This is a genomic window from Halalkalibacter flavus, assembly GCF_036663575.1.
GTDB classification, from domain to species: Bacteria; Bacillota; Bacilli; order Bacillales; family Bacillaceae_D; genus Halalkalibacter; species Halalkalibacter flavus.
The window spans coordinates 245,569-265,791 of sequence record NZ_JAWRVK010000001.1 but is presented as its reverse complement, the minus strand read 5'-3'; the positions used below and the strand labels follow the sequence as shown (position 1 = coordinate 265,791).

18 protein-coding genes are annotated in these 20,223 nt (G+C 41.1%); 17 read left to right on the top strand and 1 reads right to left on the bottom strand.

The features are described from left to right. Positions 1-257 precede the first annotated feature (257 nt). The 9 genes from SAY88_RS01210 (at position 258) to SAY88_RS01170 (ending at position 11,722) form a co-directional block, all read left to right on the top strand. On the top strand, positions 258-1,109 hold the full coding sequence (locus SAY88_RS01210; protein ID WP_332628647.1) for a 3-hydroxybutyryl-CoA dehydrogenase: 852 nt from the start codon (positions 258-260) through the stop codon (positions 1,107-1,109). Positions 1,110-1,133: 24 nt separating this feature from the next. Further along, a complete protein-coding gene (locus tag SAY88_RS01205) occupies positions 1,134-2,273 on the top strand; it encodes an acyl-CoA dehydrogenase (protein ID WP_332628646.1) in 1,140 nt (379 codons plus the stop codon). A gap of 11 nt (positions 2,274-2,284) precedes the next feature. Beyond that, a complete protein-coding gene (locus SAY88_RS01200) occupies positions 2,285-3,427 on the top strand; it encodes an acyl-CoA dehydrogenase (RefSeq protein WP_332628645.1) in 1,143 nt (380 codons plus the stop codon). A gap of 204 nt (positions 3,428-3,631) precedes the next feature. Beyond that, positions 3,632-4,270, top strand: a complete 639-nt coding sequence (locus tag SAY88_RS01195) for a TetR/AcrR family transcriptional regulator (protein WP_488803294.1) — start codon at positions 3,632-3,634, stop codon at positions 4,268-4,270. Positions 4,271-4,286: 16 nt separating this feature from the next. Next, positions 4,287-7,526 carry a fused isobutyryl-CoA mutase/GTPase IcmF gene (gene icmF, locus SAY88_RS01190; protein ID WP_332628644.1) on the top strand — a complete coding sequence of 1,080 codons (3,240 nt, stop codon included), beginning with the start codon at positions 4,287-4,289 and terminating at the stop codon, positions 7,524-7,526. Positions 7,527-7,878: 352 nt separating this feature from the next. Continuing rightward, a complete protein-coding gene (gene rpoE / locus SAY88_RS01185) occupies positions 7,879-8,403 on the top strand; it encodes a DNA-directed RNA polymerase subunit delta (RefSeq protein ID WP_332628643.1) in 525 nt (174 codons plus the stop codon). Positions 8,404-8,690: 287 nt separating this feature from the next. Next, entirely contained in the window at positions 8,691-10,289 is a 1,599-nt protein-coding gene (pyrG, locus tag SAY88_RS01180) for a CTP synthase (RefSeq protein WP_332628642.1), read from the top strand. Between the two features lie 137 nt (positions 10,290-10,426). Next, entirely contained in the window at positions 10,427-11,044 is a 618-nt protein-coding gene (locus tag SAY88_RS01175) for a hypothetical protein (RefSeq protein WP_332628641.1), read from the top strand. A 78-nt stretch (positions 11,045-11,122) separates the two neighbouring features. Then, positions 11,123-11,722, top strand: a complete 600-nt coding sequence (locus SAY88_RS01170; protein WP_332628640.1) for a CBO0543 family protein — start codon at positions 11,123-11,125, stop codon at positions 11,720-11,722. A 184-nt stretch (positions 11,723-11,906) separates the two neighbouring features. On the opposite strand, the gene SAY88_RS01165 is transcribed toward SAY88_RS01170, so the two are convergent. Beyond that, a complete protein-coding gene (locus tag SAY88_RS01165; protein ID WP_332628639.1) occupies positions 11,907-12,428 on the bottom strand; it encodes a DUF2529 family protein in 522 nt (173 codons plus the stop codon). A gap of 235 nt (positions 12,429-12,663) precedes the next feature. Here SAY88_RS01165 and SAY88_RS01160 point away from each other — a divergent pair, with 235 nt between their 5' ends. The 8 genes from SAY88_RS01160 (at position 12,664) to SAY88_RS01125 (ending at position 20,164) form a co-directional block, all read left to right on the top strand. Next, positions 12,664-13,026 (top strand): response regulator, encoded by a 363-nt coding sequence (locus SAY88_RS01160; protein ID WP_034632964.1) that lies wholly within the window; start codon positions 12,664-12,666, stop codon positions 13,024-13,026. 261 nt (positions 13,027-13,287) lie between these two features. Continuing rightward, positions 13,288-14,151, top strand: a complete 864-nt coding sequence (locus SAY88_RS01155; protein ID WP_332628638.1) for a class II fructose-bisphosphate aldolase — start codon at positions 13,288-13,290, stop codon at positions 14,149-14,151. Positions 14,152-14,307: 156 nt separating this feature from the next. Continuing rightward, positions 14,308-14,949 carry a fructose-6-phosphate aldolase gene (fsa, locus tag SAY88_RS01150; RefSeq protein ID WP_332628637.1) on the top strand — a complete coding sequence of 214 codons (642 nt, stop codon included), beginning with the start codon at positions 14,308-14,310 and terminating at the stop codon, positions 14,947-14,949. A gap of 154 nt (positions 14,950-15,103) precedes the next feature. Continuing rightward, positions 15,104-16,387, top strand: coding sequence for a UDP-N-acetylglucosamine 1-carboxyvinyltransferase (gene murA, locus SAY88_RS01145; RefSeq protein WP_332628636.1), 1,284 nt, complete (start codon positions 15,104-15,106; stop codon positions 16,385-16,387). 19 nt (positions 16,388-16,406) lie between these two features. Then, positions 16,407-17,372: a class II fructose-bisphosphatase gene (gene glpX, locus SAY88_RS01140; protein ID WP_332628635.1), complete on the top strand. Its 966-nt coding sequence runs from the start codon at positions 16,407-16,409 to the stop codon at positions 17,370-17,372. A 339-nt stretch (positions 17,373-17,711) separates the two neighbouring features. Beyond that, positions 17,712-18,980, top strand: a complete 1,269-nt coding sequence (gene rho, locus SAY88_RS01135; RefSeq protein ID WP_332628634.1) for a transcription termination factor Rho — start codon at positions 17,712-17,714, stop codon at positions 18,978-18,980. Positions 18,981-19,164: 184 nt separating this feature from the next. Further along, positions 19,165-19,410: a type B 50S ribosomal protein L31 gene (locus SAY88_RS01130; RefSeq protein ID WP_332628633.1), complete on the top strand. Its 246-nt coding sequence runs from the start codon at positions 19,165-19,167 to the stop codon at positions 19,408-19,410. Positions 19,411-19,543: 133 nt separating this feature from the next. Further along, the gene (locus tag SAY88_RS01125) at positions 19,544-20,164 is read left to right on the top strand and encodes a thymidine kinase (RefSeq protein ID WP_332628632.1); all 621 of its coding nucleotides are present in this window, start codon (positions 19,544-19,546) and stop codon (positions 20,162-20,164) included. Positions 20,165-20,223: the final 59 nt, after the last annotated feature.

The following is a 20,223-nucleotide window of genomic DNA, read 5'->3' as shown; positions in this document are numbered from 1 at the left end:
TTTCTCATAAAAGGCGCACGGCGAGTGTAGCCATCGCAAGCCTGTTCGCACAAGTAAGGCGAAAAGGGCGATCTTCCCTTTTTATGAAACCGAAGCGATGAGCGAAGCCGCCGTAATCTTTTAAGCCTTTTATGAGCGGTTTTCTCATAAAAGGCGCACGGCGAGTGTAGCCATCGCAAGCCTGTTCGCACAAGTAAGGCGAAAAGGGCGATCTTCCGTTTTGGTTACACCGAATCACATCTCAAAGGAGAGTATCTATGAACATACAAAAAGTCATGGTCATTGGAGCGGGACAAATGGGATCAGGCATTGCTCAAGTCCACGCAATGGCTGGAATTAATGTCGTTCTTCATGACATAAAAGAAGAGTACGTTCAAAAAGGTATGACGTCCATTACGAAAAATCTAGCTCGCCAAGTCGAGAAAGGCAGACTTGGCGAGACGGAAAAACAAGAGATCTTAGGACGTATCGAAGGTTCAACCGATCTAGGAGATGCGCGTGACGTCCAATTAGTGATTGAAGCTGCGGTTGAAAACATCAAAGTGAAATCCTCGATTTTTGCAGAGCTTGACCAGATCACCCTACCAACGACAATCTTAGCGACTAATACGTCATCGTTGCCGATAACAGAAATTGCGGCTAGCACAAATAGGCCGGAGAAAGTCATTGGCATGCATTTTATGAATCCAGTTCCAGTTATGAAGCTCGTTGAAATTATTCGTGGACTTGCGACAGACGATGAGGTTTTTGAAACGATTCGAGCCTTGTCACACAGGCTTGGAAAAACGCCGGTGGAAGTAAACGATTTTCCTGGGTTTGTTTCAAACCGGATTTTAATGCCGATGATTAACGAAGCTATTTTTACCGTTTATGAAGGAGTTGCTGAACCTGAGGCGATTGATGAAGTTATGAAGCTTGGCATGAATCATCCGATGGGACCGCTGACACTTGCTGATTTTATTGGTCTTGATACGTGCCTTTATATTATGGAGACGCTTCATGAAGGCTTTGGTGATGACAAGTACCGCCCGTGTCCGCTCCTCAAAAAGTACGTAAAGGCAGGCTGGCTTGGCAAGAAGTCAGGTCGAGGTTTTTACAAATACAGCTAGTATTACATCTAGGGAGGTGTAGTCATGAATTTGCGCTTCACAAACGAGCAAGAGATGATGAGAAAAATGGTGCGTGAATTTGCAGAAGAGCAGATCACTCCTTTTATTGATGAGATGGAAACACACGAGACGTTCCCAAAAGGTATCATAAAAAAAATGAGTAAGCTTGGCTTGATGGGAATTCCGATCCCTGAAAAATATGGCGGCTCAGCGATGGATTTTACATCGTATATTATAGCGATTCATGAGCTGTCAAAGGTAAGTGCAACCATTGGTGTTATTTTATCTGTTCACACATCTGTTGGGACAAATCCAATTTTGTATTTTGGAACAGAAGAGCAAAAGAAAAAGTACGTGACTAAGTTAGCGACAGGAACCTATTTAGGAGCGTTTGGGCTTACTGAGCCAAGCGCAGGTTCGGATGCAGCTGCGTTAAAAACGACAGCTGTAAAAAAGGGAGACCATTACGTGTTAAACGGCTCCAAAATATTTATTACAAACGGTGGCGAAGCAGATACGTACATCGTTTTTGCTACGACTGCACCAGGCACGGGAGCAAAAGGGATCTCAGCCTTCATCGTTGAAAAAGACACGCCAGGCTTTAAAGCAGGCAAAAAGGAAAAGAAGATGGGTTTAAATGGATCGAATACAACCGAACTTATTTTAGAAAATGCCCTAGTTCCGGCTGAGAATTTGCTAGGGAAAGAAGGAGACGGCTTCAAAATTGCGATGGCAAATCTTGATTTTGGCCGGATTGGAATTGCGGCTCAAAGCTTAGGAATCGCGGAAGCCGCTTTTGAAGCAGCAACAAACTATGCAAAACAGCGGAAGCAATTTGGCAAAGCGATTGGAACGCAGCAGGCAGTTTCTTTTAAGCTTGCTGATATGGCCACAAAAATTGAAGCAGCCAAACTCCTTACTTACCGGGCAGCTCATTTAAAAGACAACGACAAACGCTCTCGTCAGGAAGCCTCAATGGCTAAGTTATACGCTTCAAAAACAGCGGTGGAAACCGCCATTGAAGCGGTGCAAATTTTTGGAGGTTATGGATATACGAAAGAGTATCCGGTTGAGCGTTATTTCCGAGATGCAAAAGTATGTGAGATTTACGAGGGAACGAGTGAAATTCAGCGACTCGTCATTAGCAAACAGTTACTAAACTAGGAGGCTATCTCATGAATTTTTTCTTAACAGAAGAGCAGGAAATGATCCGGAAAATGGTTCGTGACTTTGCCAACAAAGAAGTCGCACCGACAGCTGCAAAGCGTGATGAAGAGGAACGCTTTGATCGTGACATTTTCGATAAAATGGCGGAGCTTGGTCTAACGGGGATTCCGTGGCCTGAGGAATATGGTGGAATCGGGTCAGATTATATGAGCTATGTCATTGCAGTTGAAGAGCTTTCGCGCGTTTGTGCATCAACAGGGGTAACACTGTCTGCTCATACCTCACTTGCTGGCTGGCCGATTTATAAATTTGGTACCGAGGAACAAAAGCAAACGTATTTGCGCGCTTTAGCAGAAGGAACGAAAATCGGGGCGTACGGGCTGACCGAACCAGGATCAGGGTCAGATGCTGCAGCGATGAAGACGACGGCAGTATTAGACGGTGAGGATTATGTTGTAAACGGCTCGAAAATTTTTATTACAAATGGTGGAGTAGCTGATATTTATGTTGTCTTTGCTTTGACTAATCCAAGTCTCAGGCATAAAGGGGTCACGGCCTTCATCGTGGATGCTGATACACCGGGCTTTTCCGTCGGGAAAAAGGAGCATAAGCTTGGTATTCGCTCCTCACCAACAACAGAAATCATGTTTGAAAATTGTCGGGTACCTGCTGCAAACCGACTTGGGAAAGAAGGAGAGGGCTTTAAAATTGCGATGATGACACTAGATGGCGGTCGAAATGGAATCGCCGCACAAGCGGTCGGGATCGCTCAAGGAGCACTAGATGCATCAATTGAATATGCAAAAGAACGAAAGCAGTTTGGCAAGGCTATTGGAGCTCAGCAGGGAATTTCCTTCAAGCTAGCAGATATGGCGACAAAAATCGAAGCGAGCCGTCTGCTCACGTATCAAGCGGCATGGAAGGAAAGCGAAGGGTTATCGTACGGATTGGAATCTGCAATGTCAAAGCTGCTTGCAGGAGATACAGCAATGGAAGTGACCGTCGAAGCCGTTCAAGTATTTGGAGGATATGGATATACAAAAGAGTACCCAGTTGAACGCTTTATGCGTGATGCAAAAATTACGCAAATTTATGAAGGTACGAATGAGATTCAAAGATTGGTGATCGCGAAGATGTTGTTGGCAGATTGAGAGCTCGATATGAAAGCTGCTAAAAAGATCTAGGTACTGCTTTTACCTTTTTCAGTTCCCTCCTATTTTTCAAACTAAACTTCCATCAGACTAAAGTATCTTCTCTCTATATTAAATTTAACAAAATATTCTTAACTCAGTATGGTAGATTGTCCAAAAGTCTAGTATGCTTAGAGGTATTAGAGAAAAGTGAGAGGAAGTAGGTTGGCAAATTTGAAGAAATCCGTTCCATCGTTAGTCAAAGATCCAGAATTAATTAAAAAACGTCGTGAACAAATGGTCAAAGGAGCTGTCCGCTTATTTATTGAAAAGGGGTTCCATCGCACAACGACGAGAGAAATTGCAAAAGAGTCAGGTTTTAGCATTGGGACACTCTATGAATATATTAGATCAAAGGAAGATATCCTTTACCTTGTTTGTGATGCAATATATGAAGAGGTAAGAGATCGACTAGCTTATCACCTTAATACGAACAATGAAGGGATTGATAGACTGAAAAAGGCAGTTGCTGCCTATTTTCAAGTGATTCATGATATGCAGGATGAGGTGCTTGTCATGTATCAAGAGGCGAAATCCCTTCCGAAAGAGGCACTGTCTTACGTGCTCCAAAAAGAAGTAGAAATGACGGAAATGATTGAAAAAGTCATTCGTGATTGCGCCAAAGAAGGGGTAATTAATGTAGATGATGATGCTAGGGTGAAGCTAGTTGCTCATAATATTTTAGTGCAAGGACATATGTGGACATTTAGAAGATGGCAAATTCAGAAGCATTTTAGCTTAGAGGAATATACGGCCTTACAAGTCGAGCAGCTGCTTCAAGGAGTCGATCACCGTCCGATTTAAAGGAGGAGTAGTGTTCATGTCAGAAACGTACCGTCCGAAAAACCATGTGCGTTTTGTGACCGCGTCAAGTTTGTTTGATGGTCATGATGCGTCAATTAACATTATGAGAAGAATTTTGCAGGCGAGCGGGGCTGAGGTTATTCACCTTGGGCATAACCGCTCTGTTGAAGAAATTGTAAACGCTTCCATACAAGAGGATGTCCAAGGGATTGCGATTTCCTCGTACCAGGGAGGACATGTCGAGTTTTTTAAATACTGTTATGATCTTTTGCAAGAAAAAGGGGCAGGACATATCCGTATTTACGGGGGAGGAGGCGGCGTCATCACCCCGCCAGAAATGAAAGAGCTACACGACTACGGGATTTCACGGATTTTTTCACCTGAAGATGGACGCAAGCATGGTCTGCAAGGCATGATTGATCAAATGCTCAGAGAGTGTGATTTTAATGTCGCAGGAACAGACGAGAAAGAAATCACAAAGCTAAAAGAAAAAAATCCGAGCACGGTTGCACGACTCATCACCATTGCGGAACATCGACAGGAAGGTATGTTCAAAAAGACGTTTCAACAAATCAACCAACTCGCCACGCCTGTTCCAGTTGTCGGGATCACAGGAACAGGCGGAGCAGGGAAAAGCTCCTTAACCGATGAACTGGTCCGGAGATTTTTATTTGAGTTTGAGGATAAAACGGTCGCGATTCTCTCGATTGATCCGACCAAACAAAAAACAGGGGGAGCGCTGCTTGGAGACCGAATTCGGATGAATGCCATTCACGATCCGCGTGTTTTTATGCGTTCGCTTGCAACACGCGGGTCGCGTACAGAGATTTCAGCAAGCCTGAAAGAGGCGATCGCAGTTGTGAAAGCAGCCGGCTATGATTTGATTATTGTTGAAACGAGCGGGATTGGCCAAGGGGATGCTGAAATCATCGAGGTCGCTGATATTTCGATGTATGTGATGACGAGTGAATACGGGGCGCCTTCGCAGCTTGAGAAAATTGATATGATCGATTTTGCTGATTTGATTGCGATTAATAAATTTGACCGAAAAGGGTCAGAGGATGCACTAAGGCATGTTCGCAAACAATATCAGCGCAGTCACAACCGTTTTGATGAACGACTTGAAGCTATGCCGGTGTACGGGACGATTGCAAGTCAGTTCAATGATCTTGGGACGAATACGCTGTTTGCCGCCCTTGTTGAACGTATCGCCCAAATTAGTCATAACAACTGGGAAACGATGATTGAAACGAGTACAGAGGTCGTAAAACAAAATATCATCATCCCACCTGAGCAAACTCATTATTTGCGTGACATCGTCCAAACGATTAGGCAGTATAAAAAAACAACCGATGAACAGGCCAAGGTTGCGCGTAAATTATTTCAGTTAACAGGTGCCCTCAATACACTTGAGGAACAAGCGTTAGAAACCGAAGCTTTAAAACAGTTACATGACGTAAAGCAACAATACGAAGAGCAGCTTCTCCCCACTTCAAAACAAATTCTAGACAACTGGAATTCGTTAAAAGAAGCATACAAACAAGACACCTTTGTGACAAAAATTCGCGATAAAGAGATTGTGACAGAACTAACGACAGAGAGCTTATCGGGCTTGAAAATTCCAAAGGTGGCGCTGCCGAAATTCTCAGATTGGGGAGACATTTTAAAATGGTCGATGGAAGAGAATGTTCCTGGACAGTTTCCATTTACAGCAGGAGTGTTTCCATTTAAGAGAAAAGGAGAAGATCCTAAACGGCAATTTGCTGGAGAAGGTACACCGGAGAGAACGAATCGGCGTTTTCATTATTTATCAAAAGATGATGAGGCAAAGCGCTTAAGTACGGCGTTTGATTCGGTTACATTGTACGGAGAAGACCCTGATTATCGGCCTGATATATACGGCAAGGTTGGTGAGAGTGGGGTTAGCGTTTGTACGTTAGATGATATGAAGAAGCTGTATGCAGGCTTTGATTTGTGCGCACCGCAAACATCGGTTTCGATGACGATTAATGGTCCGGCTCCGATTTTACTTGCGATGTTTATGAATACAGCGATTGACCAGCAGTCAGAACGCTTTAAAAAGGAGCACGGGCGTAACCCGACAGAAGAAGAGCGTGAGTCGATTAAACGACAAACACTAAAAGTTGTAAGAGGGACGGTTCAAGCTGATATTCTAAAAGAAGATCAAGGGCAAAACACCTGTATTTTTTCAACCGAATTTGCGCTTAGAATGATGGGGGATATCCAGCAATATTTTATTGATTATGACGTTCGTAACTATTATTCGGTCTCAATTTCTGGCTATCATATTGCCGAGGCGGGAGCAAATCCGATTTCACAGCTTGCCTTTACACTTGCCAATGGGTTTACGTATGTTGAGTATTACTTAAGCCGCGGCATGGATATAAACAAGTTTGCACCGAACTTATCCTTCTTCTTTAGTAATGGACTGGACCCAGAATATACGGTCATTGGCCGGGTCGCAAGAAGAATATGGTCAACGGTTATGAAGAATAAATACAAGGCGAATGAAAGAAGCCAAAAATTAAAATATCATATTCAAACATCAGGCCGGTCGTTACATGCTCAGGAAATTGACTTTAATGATATAAGAACAACGCTACAAGCATTAATGGCTATTTATGATAACTGTAATTCACTTCATACAAATGCGTATGATGAAGCGATTACAACACCAACGGAGAACTCAGTTAGACGGGCGATGGCGATTCAAATGATCATTTCAAAGGAGCTTGGTCTTGCCAAAAATGAAAACTCATTACAAGGCTCTTTCATTATTGAGGAATTAACAAATTTAGTAGAAGAGGCTGTACTGCGTGAGCTTGAGCAAATCAATGATCGTGGCGGCGTACTTGGAGCGATGGAAACTCAGTATCAGCGCAGCAAAATTCAAGAGGAATCTATGTTTTATGAGATGAAAAAGCATACAGGGGATTTACCGATTATAGGTGTAAATACGTATGTCAATCCGAACGAACAAGAAGCTGGCGATGAATTTGAACTAGAGTTGGCTCGTGCGACAAAGGAAGAGAAGGAACAACAAATTATCAATTTACGTCTGTTCCAAAAAAAGCATGAACAAGATTCAACAATAGCTTTGAAACAGCTCCAGCAAACAGCAATTCAAGGTGGAAATGTATTTGCACAGTTGATGGAGACCGTCAAAGTAGCAAGCTTAGGGCAAATTACAGCAGCACTTTATGAAGTAGGGGGACAGTATCGTAGAAATATGTAGATCTTATTTGAAGGAAATAAGGGTACTAAAGAGGGAATGTTTACCTTTTTTAGTGCTCTTTTTTCCTGCTTTAAAGCTTTCCAAATTAAAGAAATATTGTATAATAGGTGAAATTCCATAATTAAGGGGGAGGAAGATGATTGCAGAACTTTATGATCGTTATATTGGCTTAGAGCTTTTGCATGATTTAGTTAGTGATGAAGGGACACTTCTTGCCTAGCTAATAGACTTTCTTCTTCCATGAACTAGCATAAACACCGGAAATATGTTTATAATGAAAAGTATGCTTGAAATGCCAACAGCGATTGGATCAATAGATAGAAGAAGATTGACTGAAAGGACGTGCCTTTTGATGAAGCTACAACAATTGGAGAAAGAAGAATTACAAGAGATGTCGATGGTGGAGGTTGCGTTTGAAATTATGAAGGATGAGCGCACACCTTATGATTATTATGACCTCGTAAACAAAGTGGCAGAGGTTAAAGAAATGCCAAAAGAAGAAGTAGAACAACGTATTTCAAACCTATACACAGATATGAACATCGATGGACGCTTTCACTCTTTAGGAGACAACCGTTGGGGTTTAAAAAGCTGGTATCCATTAGAGCAGGCCGAAGAAGAAATTACAACACCTGTAAAGCCACGCAAAAAGGCGAAGGCGGCATTGGATGATGTGGATACTCTTGATGATGGATTTGAAGATTACGAAGATGAGTACGAAGATCTTGAAGATGAGCTTGATGAAATTGCCGATGACGACGATCTCGATGAAGATGAAGAAGAAGACGCAGATTTCGATGATACGGATGAAGACTTAGATCTTGACGACACAGATGATGACGAAGATATCGAAGAAGAAGATGAGGATCTTCGTTAATTTTAACGAATGAAATCTACTTGACTTCTGTAAGCAATATAGGTAGAATCATTTAGGGCTTAAGAAATCTAATTGGAATAATTTTATAAAACAAAAGTGCGCCCCCTTTCTAGGGAGAGCTGTCACTTTTGTTTTTTTATTTTTATATAGCATACCCTAAAGGGAAGAATCATTAATAAGTACCCCGTGGTTATCTGTATGCCAGCTGTGTGTTGGCTGCAATTTGTGTGAAGACGCTCCGTGTAGGAGAGAATACTTATATATTAAGCAAGGGAGACGAAAACAACATGGCAACGAAGTATATTTTTGTAACTGGTGGCGTAGTGTCATCACTCGGAAAAGGAATTACAGCTGCATCACTAGGACGTTTATTAAAAAATCGTGGCTTAAAAGTAACGATTCAAAAATTTGACCCATACATTAACGTGGACCCAGGAACGATGAGCCCGTATCAGCACGGGGAAGTATTCGTTACAGAAGACGGAGCAGAAACAGATTTAGACTTAGGACACTATGAGCGTTTTATCGATATTAATCTTAGTCAAAACAGTAATGTAACAACAGGACGTGTGTACTCAACTGTTTTAAAGAAAGAGCGTCGCGGTGATTATTTAGGTGGAACGGTTCAAGTTATCCCACACGTGACGAATGAAATTAAAGAGCGAGTTTTTCGTGCAGGCCGCGAAACTAGCGCAGATGTCGTTATTACAGAAATAGGTGGAACTGTAGGGGATATCGAAAGCTTGCCGTTCTTAGAAGCCATTCGCCAAATTAAAAGCGATGCTGGATACGAAAATGTGATGTATGTTCACTGTACGCTCATCCCTTATCTTGCTGCTGCGGGTGAAATGAAATCAAAACCAACACAACATAGTGTAAAAGAGTTACGCAGCCTTGGTATTCAACCAAATGTGATCGTCGTTCGTACAGAAAAGCCAGTTCCTCAAGATATGAAGGAGAAAATTGCGTTATTCTGTGACATCGACAAAAATGCCGTCATTGAGGCACGCGATGCAGATACCCTTTATCAAGTACCATTAGATCTTCAAGCACAACATCTTGATGCAATTGTTTGTAAGCATTTGAAGCTTGAGTGCAAAGAAGCCGATATGACCGAGTGGACAGCGCTAGTTGAGAAAGTACAAAACTTATCTGGAAAAGTAACGATTGCCCTTGTTGGTAAATACGTTGCTTTGCAAGATGCGTATTTGTCAGTGGCTGAAGCATTACGTCACGCTGGTTATGCGTTTGATGCTGATGTTGATATACAGTGGATTGATGCTGAGGAAGTAACAGATGAAAATGTTGCCGAGCTAGTTGGTTCAGCTGATGGAATTTTAGTTCCTGGTGGATTTGGTGATCGTGGAGTTGAAGGAAAGATTTCAGCGATTCGTTATGCTCGTGAGAACAATGTTCCATTCTTAGGGATTTGCTTAGGAATGCAGCTAGCTTCAATTGAGTATGCACGTAACGTACTTGGCTTAGAAGGTGCTCACTCTGCAGAGTTAAATCCAGAAACACCATATCCAATCATTGACCTGCTTCCGGAACAAAAGGACGTAGAAGATATGGGTGGAACGCTTCGCCTTGGGTTGTTCCCTTGTAAGTTAACAGACGGAACGGTTGCAGCTGCAACATACAATGAGCAAATTGTGTATGAGCGTCACCGTCACCGTTATGAGTTCAACAATGAGTATCGTGACCAAATGGAAAAAGCAGGATTCATCTTCTCTGGGACAAGCCCAGATGGAAGACTTGTTGAAATCATTGAGCTAGAAGAGCACCCATATTTTATCGCATCACAGTTCCATCCAGAATTCAGCTCAAGACCAACACGCCCACAACCTCTATTTAGAGAATTCGTCGGCGCATCTTTGAAAAAATAATATTGCTTTAGTGTAGTGAAGAGGGGTCTGACCCCTACCCCCTGGGGGTAGGAGTCAGACCCTTTTTGCGCTGTCTTTTGTGTTGTTGAATAATCACGTCGCTATTTACCAAAAATATGGGTGAGAGGAGAGTTGTTATGAGACAACAGGAATTTCTTGAAAACATTAATAAAGTGCAAACGAGAGTTAATTATATGACTGATGAGTATTGGGCATTATATTCTGACCCAACGACATGGCAATTTTGGTACCATGTAGCATGGCTTATTATTCCTTTGGTTATTTTGTTTATCTATATTAACAAAGAAAGATTCTTTGAAATACTATTCTATGGCTACTCGATCCACGTGTTGTTTACGTATGGTGATTCTTTTCTCGTTCGGTATGGTTATGTCGATCACCCTTATATGATTTTATCTCAGTTTCCTTTTGCGTTGTCGGTAAATGCAGCCATTCTTCCTGTTATTTATATGTTGCTTTATCAATACTGCACAGAGCACAAGAAAAACTTCTATATTTGGTCATTAGTTGTTAGTGCAGTGGTAGGTCTAGGCTGGGTTGAAATCCACAAACAGTTAAATTTATTTCAAATTCATGAAAAAATGAATGTGCTTCAACTACATAGTGGATTTTTGAATTTTTACATCTTCTTAAACAACTTTTTGACTTCCATTTTTGTATTTTGGTTCACGAAACTGTTTCTTTTATTAAAAGAAAAAAAGATGCGGAATAAAGGGCTGACCCAAAAGGTGTGATTTTGACCTTTAGAGTCAGCCCTTTTATGAATAATTATGACCTGGAAAAACAAAAATATGGATGGAAGGAGCTGTGTTATGACACATAAAGATTTTATTGACAAAATGAACGAAGCTCGAGTAGAAACAAACTTGTTGACAGATGAGTATTGGGCTACGTATTCAGATCCATCAACATGGCAGTTTTGGTATCTTATTGCTTTGCTCATTATTCCGTTAGTTGCTTTGTACCTGCTTTTAAATAGAAAACGTTTTTTTGAAATTTTATTTTACGGATACACAGCCCATGTTCTTTACACGTATCTCGATGCTTACATGAGTAGGTATGGGTATTGGGAACATCCGTATATGATCTTACCTCAGTACCCTTTTACGTTATCAATTAATGCCTCGCTACTACCAGTGGTTTATCTATTGTTATATCAATTTTGTACGGACCGTGGAAGAAATTTTCACCTTTGGCTTCTAGGAGTTAGTGCGGTGGTAGGAATTGGCTTTATTGAACTACATAGACAAATGGGGATCTTCTTCCTGTATGAGGAAATTAATGTTTTTCAACTGCACGAGTCATTATTAAATTTTTATATGTTTGTAGGAAACTATATTTTGGCTTCAATTGCTTACTGGTTCACCAAACTGTTTATCTACATTAAACATCATACACATGCGAGAATTTGAAAAAGCAAAACACCGGATGTGGGGTGTTTTGCTTTTTTGAGTGAATAAGAGTGGTTGGACAGTAAAATGCCCAATATGGACAGAAAGTGGAGAAGTTCAGACAGAGTTTGGCGCAAGTTGGCAAGGAAAACCCTCAACTCAGACAGAATCCGCCCACAATCAATTCTTACTTTCAAGAAAAAACCTATTCAATCTCGGATAGGATCTCAGAAATAAGCAAATATAAGCAAAAGTACGTATATAACGCAAGCAATGATGACGGATAGCCAATTCGTTCGCCAGTATCTGTCGGGACGAGACTTTGAGTCACATCTAAATCAAGGTGAATGTCGACCAAATCGGTCCATTTGTTTCTTTTATTACTATGGGTAGCAGATAAGCCAACAACAGAAATGTTTTGCTCGCTAATTTGTTCAGCGATTGTTACCATTTCTTCATCGTCAGATTCTCGTGAAAGGAGAAATACTCTGTCAGCTGGGTCTAGCTCAACCATCCTTCCTTCTTCAAATAAGGGAGAAACGCGCGAGAGAGACTCTTTCCCGTATAAAGCTTCTGCGCTAACTGCTGCCATTTCATCTTTTCCATGAATATAGATGTTGCCATCACCAACAAGAGCTTGGCTTAGTAAGCGGGCAGCATCTTCAAGTAGAAACTCATCTACCTTATTAAATAAACCAACCAATTGTGTTGTAAAAATTTTTTTCAAAATGTATTCCTCCTTTTTGAGCTACAAATTACTGCGATAGACTGTATGCCGGGGGGTATCTCGACAACCTTAGACACCGAATGTCGGACACTGTCCTACGATTGTTTAAGATTGAGGAAGGATTTTTATAAGGTTATACAGAACTAAACTTGTTGTGAAATGTGTGTGATTTATTTTAACTGATATAAATTCGGAAAGAAAATAATACACACCAAATTTGAGAGGAGTGTTTTCAGTGAAGAAGATTTTAGTCGTAGACGATCAGTATGGAATTCGGGTATTGCTTTGCGAAATCCTTCAAAAAGATGGATATGTAATGCATGAGGCAGCAAATGGGGTACAAGCACTGAAAATCGTTGAAGAAGAAAAGCCTGATCTTGTTCTTCTTGACATGAAAATTCCAGGAATGGACGGTTTGGAAATTTTAAAACGCATTAAAGAAAACCATGCCGAAGTTGATGTGATTATGATGACAGCGTATGGTGAATTGAATTTAATCAATGAAGCAATGAGCTTAGGAGCGATTACTCATTTTGCAAAACCATTCGATATTGATGATATTCGTGAAGTCATTAAAAACAGCTTAGCTGTATCGTAGTGACAAGTGTCACTATAAAACGCTTACATTCAAAAAGTTGCGAAAACCTTGTAGAAATGCGTGTTTTTTGGTCGAGATATGCTATAATGAACTCGATTAACTATCGAGCTCTCTTATAGATTTATCTCTATTTAGCAAGAGACTTTATACATAGGCAAGTTGGATATTTGCTGACATTTCGGGTAACTTGTTAAATAGATACGGCGATCATACTTACGTCTGTTATCTATAGATTCGCTCTAACATGAAGGAGGATGTACAATGCCTTTAGTATCAATGAAGGACATGCTTAACAAAGCGAAGGCGGAAAGCTATGCGGTGGGTCAATTCAACTTAAATAATCTTGAATTTACTCAAGCGATCTTACAAGCTGCTGAAGAGGAAAAATCACCAGTAATTTTAGGTGTATCTGAAGGTGCAGCTCGTTACATGGGTGGTTTCAAAACTATTGTGGCAATTGTTGAAGCTCTTATGGAAGAGTACAACGTAACAGTTCCTGTTGCAATTCACCTTGACCACGGTTCAAGTTTTGAAAAATGTGTAGAAGCAATCCATGCAGGTTTCACATCTGTTATGATTGACGGATCTCACCATCCTTTAGAAGAGAACATTGCAGTAACGAAGCAAGTAGTAGCTGTTGCTCATGCTCTTGGAGTATCAGTAGAAGCTGAGCTTGGTCGTATCGGTGGACAAGAAGATGACTTAATCGTTGATGATGCAGATGCTGCATACGCAATTCCATCTGAGTGTAAGGAACTAGTTGAAGCAACTGGCGTAGACTGCTTCGCTCCAGCTCTTGGTTCTGTTCACGGTCCTTACAAAGGTGAGCCAAACCTTGGATTTGACCGCATGAAGGAAATCGATGAGTTAGTAGGTATCCCTCTTGTACTACACGGTGGTACTGGTATTCCAACTGCTGATATTCAAAAAGCAATCCAATTTGGACATGCGAAAATTAATGTAAATACAGAAAGCCAAATCTCTTCTGCAAAAGCTGTTCGTGAAACACTTGCTGCAAAACCTGAAGAATACGATCCTCGTAAATACTTAGGTCCTGCACGCGAAGCGATCAAAGAAACAGTTAAAGGTAAAATGCGTGAGTTTGGTTCTTCAAACAAAGCATAAATTGAAATTCCCATTAAAAGCAGGTCAAACGAGCTGCTTTTAATGGCATTATTTTTATTTTAAATTTTCTAAATAGTAAATTTGTAAACGCTTTGACGATTTTTGTCGAGTTATAATGATAAAAAATATAGAAATAATATTGGGAGGAAGAGAAACATGAAATTTTTTATTGATACTGCAAACATTGAGCAAATTAAGGAAGCAAAATCTTTAGGTATTTTAGCAGGGGTTACAACAAACCCTTCACTAGTAGCAAAAGAAGGCGTGGATTTCCATGACCGTTTACGTGAAATTACAACTGTTGTAACAGAAGATTCAGTTAGTGCTGAAGTTATTGCGCTAGATGCTGAAGGAATGATTGCAGAAGGAAAAGAACTAGCGGCAATCGCTCCAAACATTACAGTGAAAGTTCCGATGACAACTGAAGGCCTAAAAGCTGTTCACGCATTCTCTGAACTAGGCATCAAAACAAATGTAACTCTTGTATTCTCAGGTGTACAAGCATTGCTTGCAGCACGTGCAGGAGCAACATATGTGTCTCCATTCCTAGGTAGACTTGATGATATTGGTCAAAATGGGTTAGAGCTTATTTCTGAAATCGTAGAAATCTTCGATGCTCATGAAATTCCAACAGAAATTATTGCTGCGTCTGTTCGTCATCCAGTTCATGTGTCTGAGGCAGCTCGCAGAGGAGCTCATATTGCAACGATTCCGTTCAATGTTATTCAGCAGCTATCAAAGCATCCATTAACAGATCAAGGAATTGAGAAGTTTTTAGCAGACTGGAATAACCGCTAATATTTATCGCCTTGCCGTCCGTAGCATTTTGTTCGAAATTCCTTTACAATCGTACATAGAAAAACACGTTACATTTTCTATGTTGTGGTTATAATGGAATATAGAGAGCAAAATTGTGTCTTTTTATAAATGCACCAACGGAAGGGATGCGGTTATGGATAAATTAATGATTGAAGGCGGATATCCGCTAGAAGGTACAGTACAAATTAGTGGAGCAAAAAATAGTGCGGTGGCGTTAATACCAGCAGCTATTTTAGCAGATTCCAAAGTGACAATTGATAATTTACCGGAAATTTCCGACGTTCAATTGCTTGGCGAACTACTAGAGGAAATTGGCGGCAAAGTCGAGTTAAGTGATAATGAAATGGTAATCAATCCAGAATCGATGATCGCGATGCCATTACCGAATGGACGTGTAAAAAAATTACGTGCTTCCTATTATTTAATGGGAGCTATGCTCGGAAAATTTAAAAAAGCTGTGATCGGCTTACCTGGTGGTTGTAATCTAGGGCCAAGGCCGATTGATCAACATATTAAAGGATTTGAAGCATTAGGCGCGAAAGTAACAAATGAGCAAGGTGCCATTTATTTACGTGCTGAAGAGCTCAAGGGAGCACGAATTTACCTTGATGTTGTTAGTGTGGGAGCTACGATTAATATTATGCTTGCTGCGGTAAAAGCTAAAGGTCAAACGATCATTGAAAATGCTGCAAAAGAGCCGGAAATTATTGATGTAGCAACGCTTCTAACAAGTATGGGGGCAAAGATTAAAGGTGCCGGTACGAATGTGATCCGAATTGATGGAGTTGAGTCACTTAATGGTTGCAGACACTCGATTATTCCGGACCGCATTGAAGCTGGGACGTATATGATTTTAGCTTCGGCTATGGGGCAGAAAGTGGTCATCGATAACATAATTCCTTATCACGTTGAATCACTGATTGCAAAGCTGAGAGAAATGGGCGTAGGTATTGAAGTATCAGATGACAAATTGTTGATACATAACAGTGGGGAAAAAGTTGGGGTGGACATTAAAACACTTGTCTATCCTGGTTTCCCAACAGACCTTCAACAACCATTTACAAGTCTCTTAACACAAGCAGAGGGAACAAGCATTGTAACAGATACGATTTACAACGCTCGGTTTAAGCATATCGATGAATTAAGAAGAATGGGTGCCAATGTCAAAGTGGAAGGTCGTTCAGCAATTATTAACGGCAAAACGAAGCTGCAAGGTGCAAAGGTTCGTGCAAGCGACCTACGAGCAGGTGCAGCTCTCGTTGTAGCTGGTCTTCTTGCTGAAGGAGTTACGGAAATTTCCGGACTGGAACACATTGACCGTGGTTATGCCAATTTAGAAGAGAAATTGATCGGTTTGGGCGCGAAAATTTGGCGTGAAACGATGACCGAAGAGGAGTTAGATCAAGTAAACAGTTAAATGACGTGGGGGGAGCAAGATGGAGAGAAGTTTATCGATGGAGTTAGTCCGCGTAACAGAAGCTGCTGCATTAGCATCAGGTCGCTGGATGGGACGAGGAAACAAAGATGAAGCTGACCGTGCTGCAACTGAAGCGATGCGTGACGTATTTGATACGATTCCAATGAAGGGAACGGTCGTCATCGGGGAAGGCGAAATGGACGAGGCTCCAATGCTTTATATAGGCGAAAAGCTTGGTAATGGCTATGGTTCTCGTGTTGATGTCGCTGTAGACCCATTAGAAGGAACAAACATTGTTGCTTCCGGGCAATGGAATGCACTAGCTGTACTTGCAATCGCTGATCACGGCAATCTCCTTCATGCACCAGATATGTACATGGACAAAATTGCTGTTGGCCCAGAGGCTGTTGGGAAAGTTGATATCAATGCACCAATTATCGATAACTTAAAAGCCGTTGCACAAGCAAAGGGCAAAGATATCGAAGACCTTGTTGTATCGATCTTAAATCGTGACCGTCATGAAAAAATGATCCAAGATATTCGTTCAGCAGGTGCTAGAATTAAGCTTTTATCAGATGGTGATGTAGCGGCGGCAATCAACACAGCATTTGGTGACACAGGTGTAGATATTATGCTTGGGTCCGGTGGAGCTCCTGAGGGAGTTATCGCTGCTGTTGGTTTAAAATGTTTAGGTGGAGAGCTTCAAGGTAAACTTCTTCCTGCTAACGAAGATGAGTTAGCTCGTTGTAAGAAAATGGGGATTGAAGATGTGAATAAAGTATTACACATGGACGACCTCGTTACAGGAGATGATTGTATTTTTGCAGCTACAGGTGTAACAGATGGTGAACTGTTAAAAGGCGTTCGCTATCATGGGTCATCTGCAACGACGCAATCCCTCGTTATGCGTGCAAAGTCAGGAACTGTACGTTTCGTTGACGGAAAACATAGTATGAAAAAGAAACCGGATTTAGTTATTCGTTAATTTTGCAGGGGGTGTCCCAAAAGGTCTGTTTTTGACCTTTTGGGACACCCCCGAATTATGTATCTTTTAAGAATTTATTTTTTGTTGTTGAATAATTATTAGTATTGTGGTTAAAATAGTATATATGTTCGTACTTTTTATTTGTCCTTTCCCTCTAATCTCCAGAACCCTCGAATTTTCCTTTACACTTTATGAATTCTCTAAAGTTTAAAGATACAATGAGGATTTTAATATGATTTTTTCCTATGCTTAAAAATTGAAAAAAACTGTCTCCTTGCGCTCATGCTTACTTTTTTGTGCGCATGGGGATTTATTAAATATAGAAGTGTGGTGTTCCTAATGGGAGTCAATATCTCCGAATTAGAAAATATGAAGCTGAAAGAGCTCTATGAATTAGCAAAAGAGTACAAGGTTTCCTATTATAGTAAATTAACAAAAAAAGAGCTAGTTTTTGCTATTTTAAAAGCACAAGCAGAAAAAGATGGTCTTATGTTCATGGAAGGCGTATTGGAAATTATCCAATCTGAAGGCTTTGGTTTCTTACGTCCAATAAATTACATGCCAAGCTCAGAGGATATTTATATTTCTGCGTCGCAAATCCGCCGTTTTGATCTGAGAAATGGAGATAAGGTTTCTGGTAAAGTAAGACCGCCAAAGGAAAATGAACGGTATCACGGACTTCTTCATGTAGAAGCTGTGAACGGAGATGCTCCTGAAACGTCAAGAGATCGTCCATATTTTCCAGCTTTGACACCGCTTTATCCTGAACAAAAAATTGAGCTAGAAACGAAACCTGGCCGTGTATCATCACGAATTATTGATATGATCTCACCAGTTGGTTTTGGTCAACGTGGTTTGATTGTCGCTCCGCCAAAAGCAGGGAAGACATCATTGATGAAGGAAGTGGCAAATAGCATTGCTGAAAACCATCCTGATGTTGAATTGATCGTTCTTTTAATTGACGAGCGTCCTGAGGAAGTAACTGACATTGAGCGTTCCGTAAAAGCAGAAGTTGTCAGCTCAACATTCGATGAAGTTCCAGAAAATCACATTAAAGTAGCAGAACTTGTCCTTGAAAGAGCGATGAGGCTTGTTGAACATAAAAAAGATGTGGTCATTCTTATGGATAGTATTACTCGGTTAGCTCGTGCATATAACCTCGTCATCCCGCCAAGTGGACGAACTCTATCTGGGGGTATTGACCCAGCCGCGTTCCACCGTCCGAAGCGTTTCTTCGGTGCTGCAAGAAACATTGAAGAAGGCGGAAGTTTAACGATTTTAGCGACTGCCCTAGTTGAGACAGGATCAAGAATGGACGATGTCATCTACGAGGAATTTAAAGGAACAGGAAACATGGAGTTGCATCTTGACCGCAAATTGTCAGAGCGCCGTATATTCCCTTCCATCGATATTCGCAGATCTGGTACAAGAAAAGAAGAGCTTCTTATGCCAAAAAGCCAGCTAGAAAAACTGTGGGCGATCCGCAAAACAATGAGCGATACGCCGGAATTTGTTGATCACTTTATTAAGCGAGTGAAAGAAACAAAAACAAATATTGATTTCTTTGAAGCGATGGATGAGGAAATGAAGCGTAGAGTGAAGAGGTAAGATACGCGTAGGGAAGGCTTCTGTCGATTTTGCCCTCTTGTTCAAAAGGGGTGAAAGATGATGTAAACCATTTTTTTCTATGCATACAGAGTTGATTTTTATCTGTCAACTTGTTATAATTTCGTCATGTGTGATTTAGATAACTCTGTTTCGAAGAGATTCAGGGCAAAAGGAGATGAAAGTAATGAAACAAGGAATTCACCCTAATTACCAAAAAGTGGTTTTCCAAGATACAAGCACAGGCTTTAAGTTTTTGTCTGGTTCTACAAAAGGATCAAACGAAACAATTGAATGGGAAGACGGTAACACGTATCCACTTCTAAAAGTTGAGATTAGCTCGGATTCTCACCCGTTCTACACTGGTAAGCAGAAGCTTACTGACGTTGGTGGCCGTGTTGATAAGTTCAAGAAGAAATACAACATGAAGTAAAACTGGATAAACTAACAGGCAAGCGCACAGCTCTTGCCTGTTTTTTTTGCACATACTACGTAGAAATGACATTGATAATTGGATTGATTCCGTTCATATAGAAGATACATTTGCTGTAAGGTGGGGAAATTTAATGTACGTGATGAAACAAGAAGGCTGGATCGAAGTGATCTGCGGGAGCATGTTTTCCGGAAAGTCAGAAGAGTTAATTAGACGCGTTCGTCGTGTAAGTTTTGGGAAATTAATTGTTCAAGTATTTAAACCAGAAATCGATAATCGCTATAGTGAGGAAGAAGTCGTATCCCATAACGGAACAAAGGTTGTGGCGACTCCTGTCAAGCACTCGATGGATATTCTTGATCTAGTAAAAGGAGAAACTCAAGTCGTTGCAATCGACGAGGTGCAATTTTTCGATGAAGCGATTATCGCTGTCGTCGATGAACTTGCCAATAATGGAAAACGTGTCATTTGTGCGGGGCTTGATCAAGATTTCCGTGGTGAGCCATTTGGTCCGACACAACGCTTAATGGCATTAGCCGAAGAAGTTACAAAGCTTCAAGCGGTGTGTCCAAGCTGTGGTTCACCAGCAAGCAGAACGCAGCGCTTAATCGATGGCAAGCCGGCATCTTATACGGATCCAGTCATTCTTGTTGGTGCCTCAGAATCGTATGAGCCGCGCTGCCGTCATTGTCACGAAATACCAAATAAGCCACCACTTTTGCCTGGACTTGCAATAAAGTCTGGTCAAAACTAACAGGAACCTTTCGTTCAACGTCCGGACATACTAATTATGCAGCCCCATTTAGGTAAGCA

Coding starts and splice junctions, on each gene's coding strand:
- murA (WP_332628636.1), top strand. CDS start 15,104: ATGGATAAATTAATGATTGAAGGCGGATATCCGCTAGAAGGTACAGTA.
- SAY88_RS01210 (WP_332628647.1), top strand. CDS start 258: ATGAACATACAAAAAGTCATGGTCATTGGAGCGGGACAAATGGGATCA.
- pyrG (WP_332628642.1), top strand. CDS start 8,691: ATGGCAACGAAGTATATTTTTGTAACTGGTGGCGTAGTGTCATCACTC.
- SAY88_RS01175 (WP_332628641.1), top strand. CDS start 10,427: ATGAGACAACAGGAATTTCTTGAAAACATTAATAAAGTGCAAACGAGA.
- icmF (WP_332628644.1), top strand. CDS start 4,287: ATGTCAGAAACGTACCGTCCGAAAAACCATGTGCGTTTTGTGACCGCG.
- rho (WP_332628634.1), top strand. CDS start 17,712: ATGGGAGTCAATATCTCCGAATTAGAAAATATGAAGCTGAAAGAGCTC.
- SAY88_RS01205 (WP_332628646.1), top strand. CDS start 1,134: ATGAATTTGCGCTTCACAAACGAGCAAGAGATGATGAGAAAAATGGTG.
- SAY88_RS01130 (WP_332628633.1), top strand. CDS start 19,165: ATGAAACAAGGAATTCACCCTAATTACCAAAAAGTGGTTTTCCAAGAT.
- SAY88_RS01155 (WP_332628638.1), top strand. CDS start 13,288: ATGCCTTTAGTATCAATGAAGGACATGCTTAACAAAGCGAAGGCGGAA.
- fsa (WP_332628637.1), top strand. CDS start 14,308: ATGAAATTTTTTATTGATACTGCAAACATTGAGCAAATTAAGGAAGCA.
- rpoE (WP_332628643.1), top strand. CDS start 7,879: ATGAAGCTACAACAATTGGAGAAAGAAGAATTACAAGAGATGTCGATG.
- SAY88_RS01200 (WP_332628645.1), top strand. CDS start 2,285: ATGAATTTTTTCTTAACAGAAGAGCAGGAAATGATCCGGAAAATGGTT.
- SAY88_RS01170 (WP_332628640.1), top strand. CDS start 11,123: ATGACACATAAAGATTTTATTGACAAAATGAACGAAGCTCGAGTAGAA.
- SAY88_RS01125 (WP_332628632.1), top strand. CDS start 19,544: ATGTACGTGATGAAACAAGAAGGCTGGATCGAAGTGATCTGCGGGAGC.
- glpX (WP_332628635.1), top strand. CDS start 16,407: ATGGAGAGAAGTTTATCGATGGAGTTAGTCCGCGTAACAGAAGCTGCT.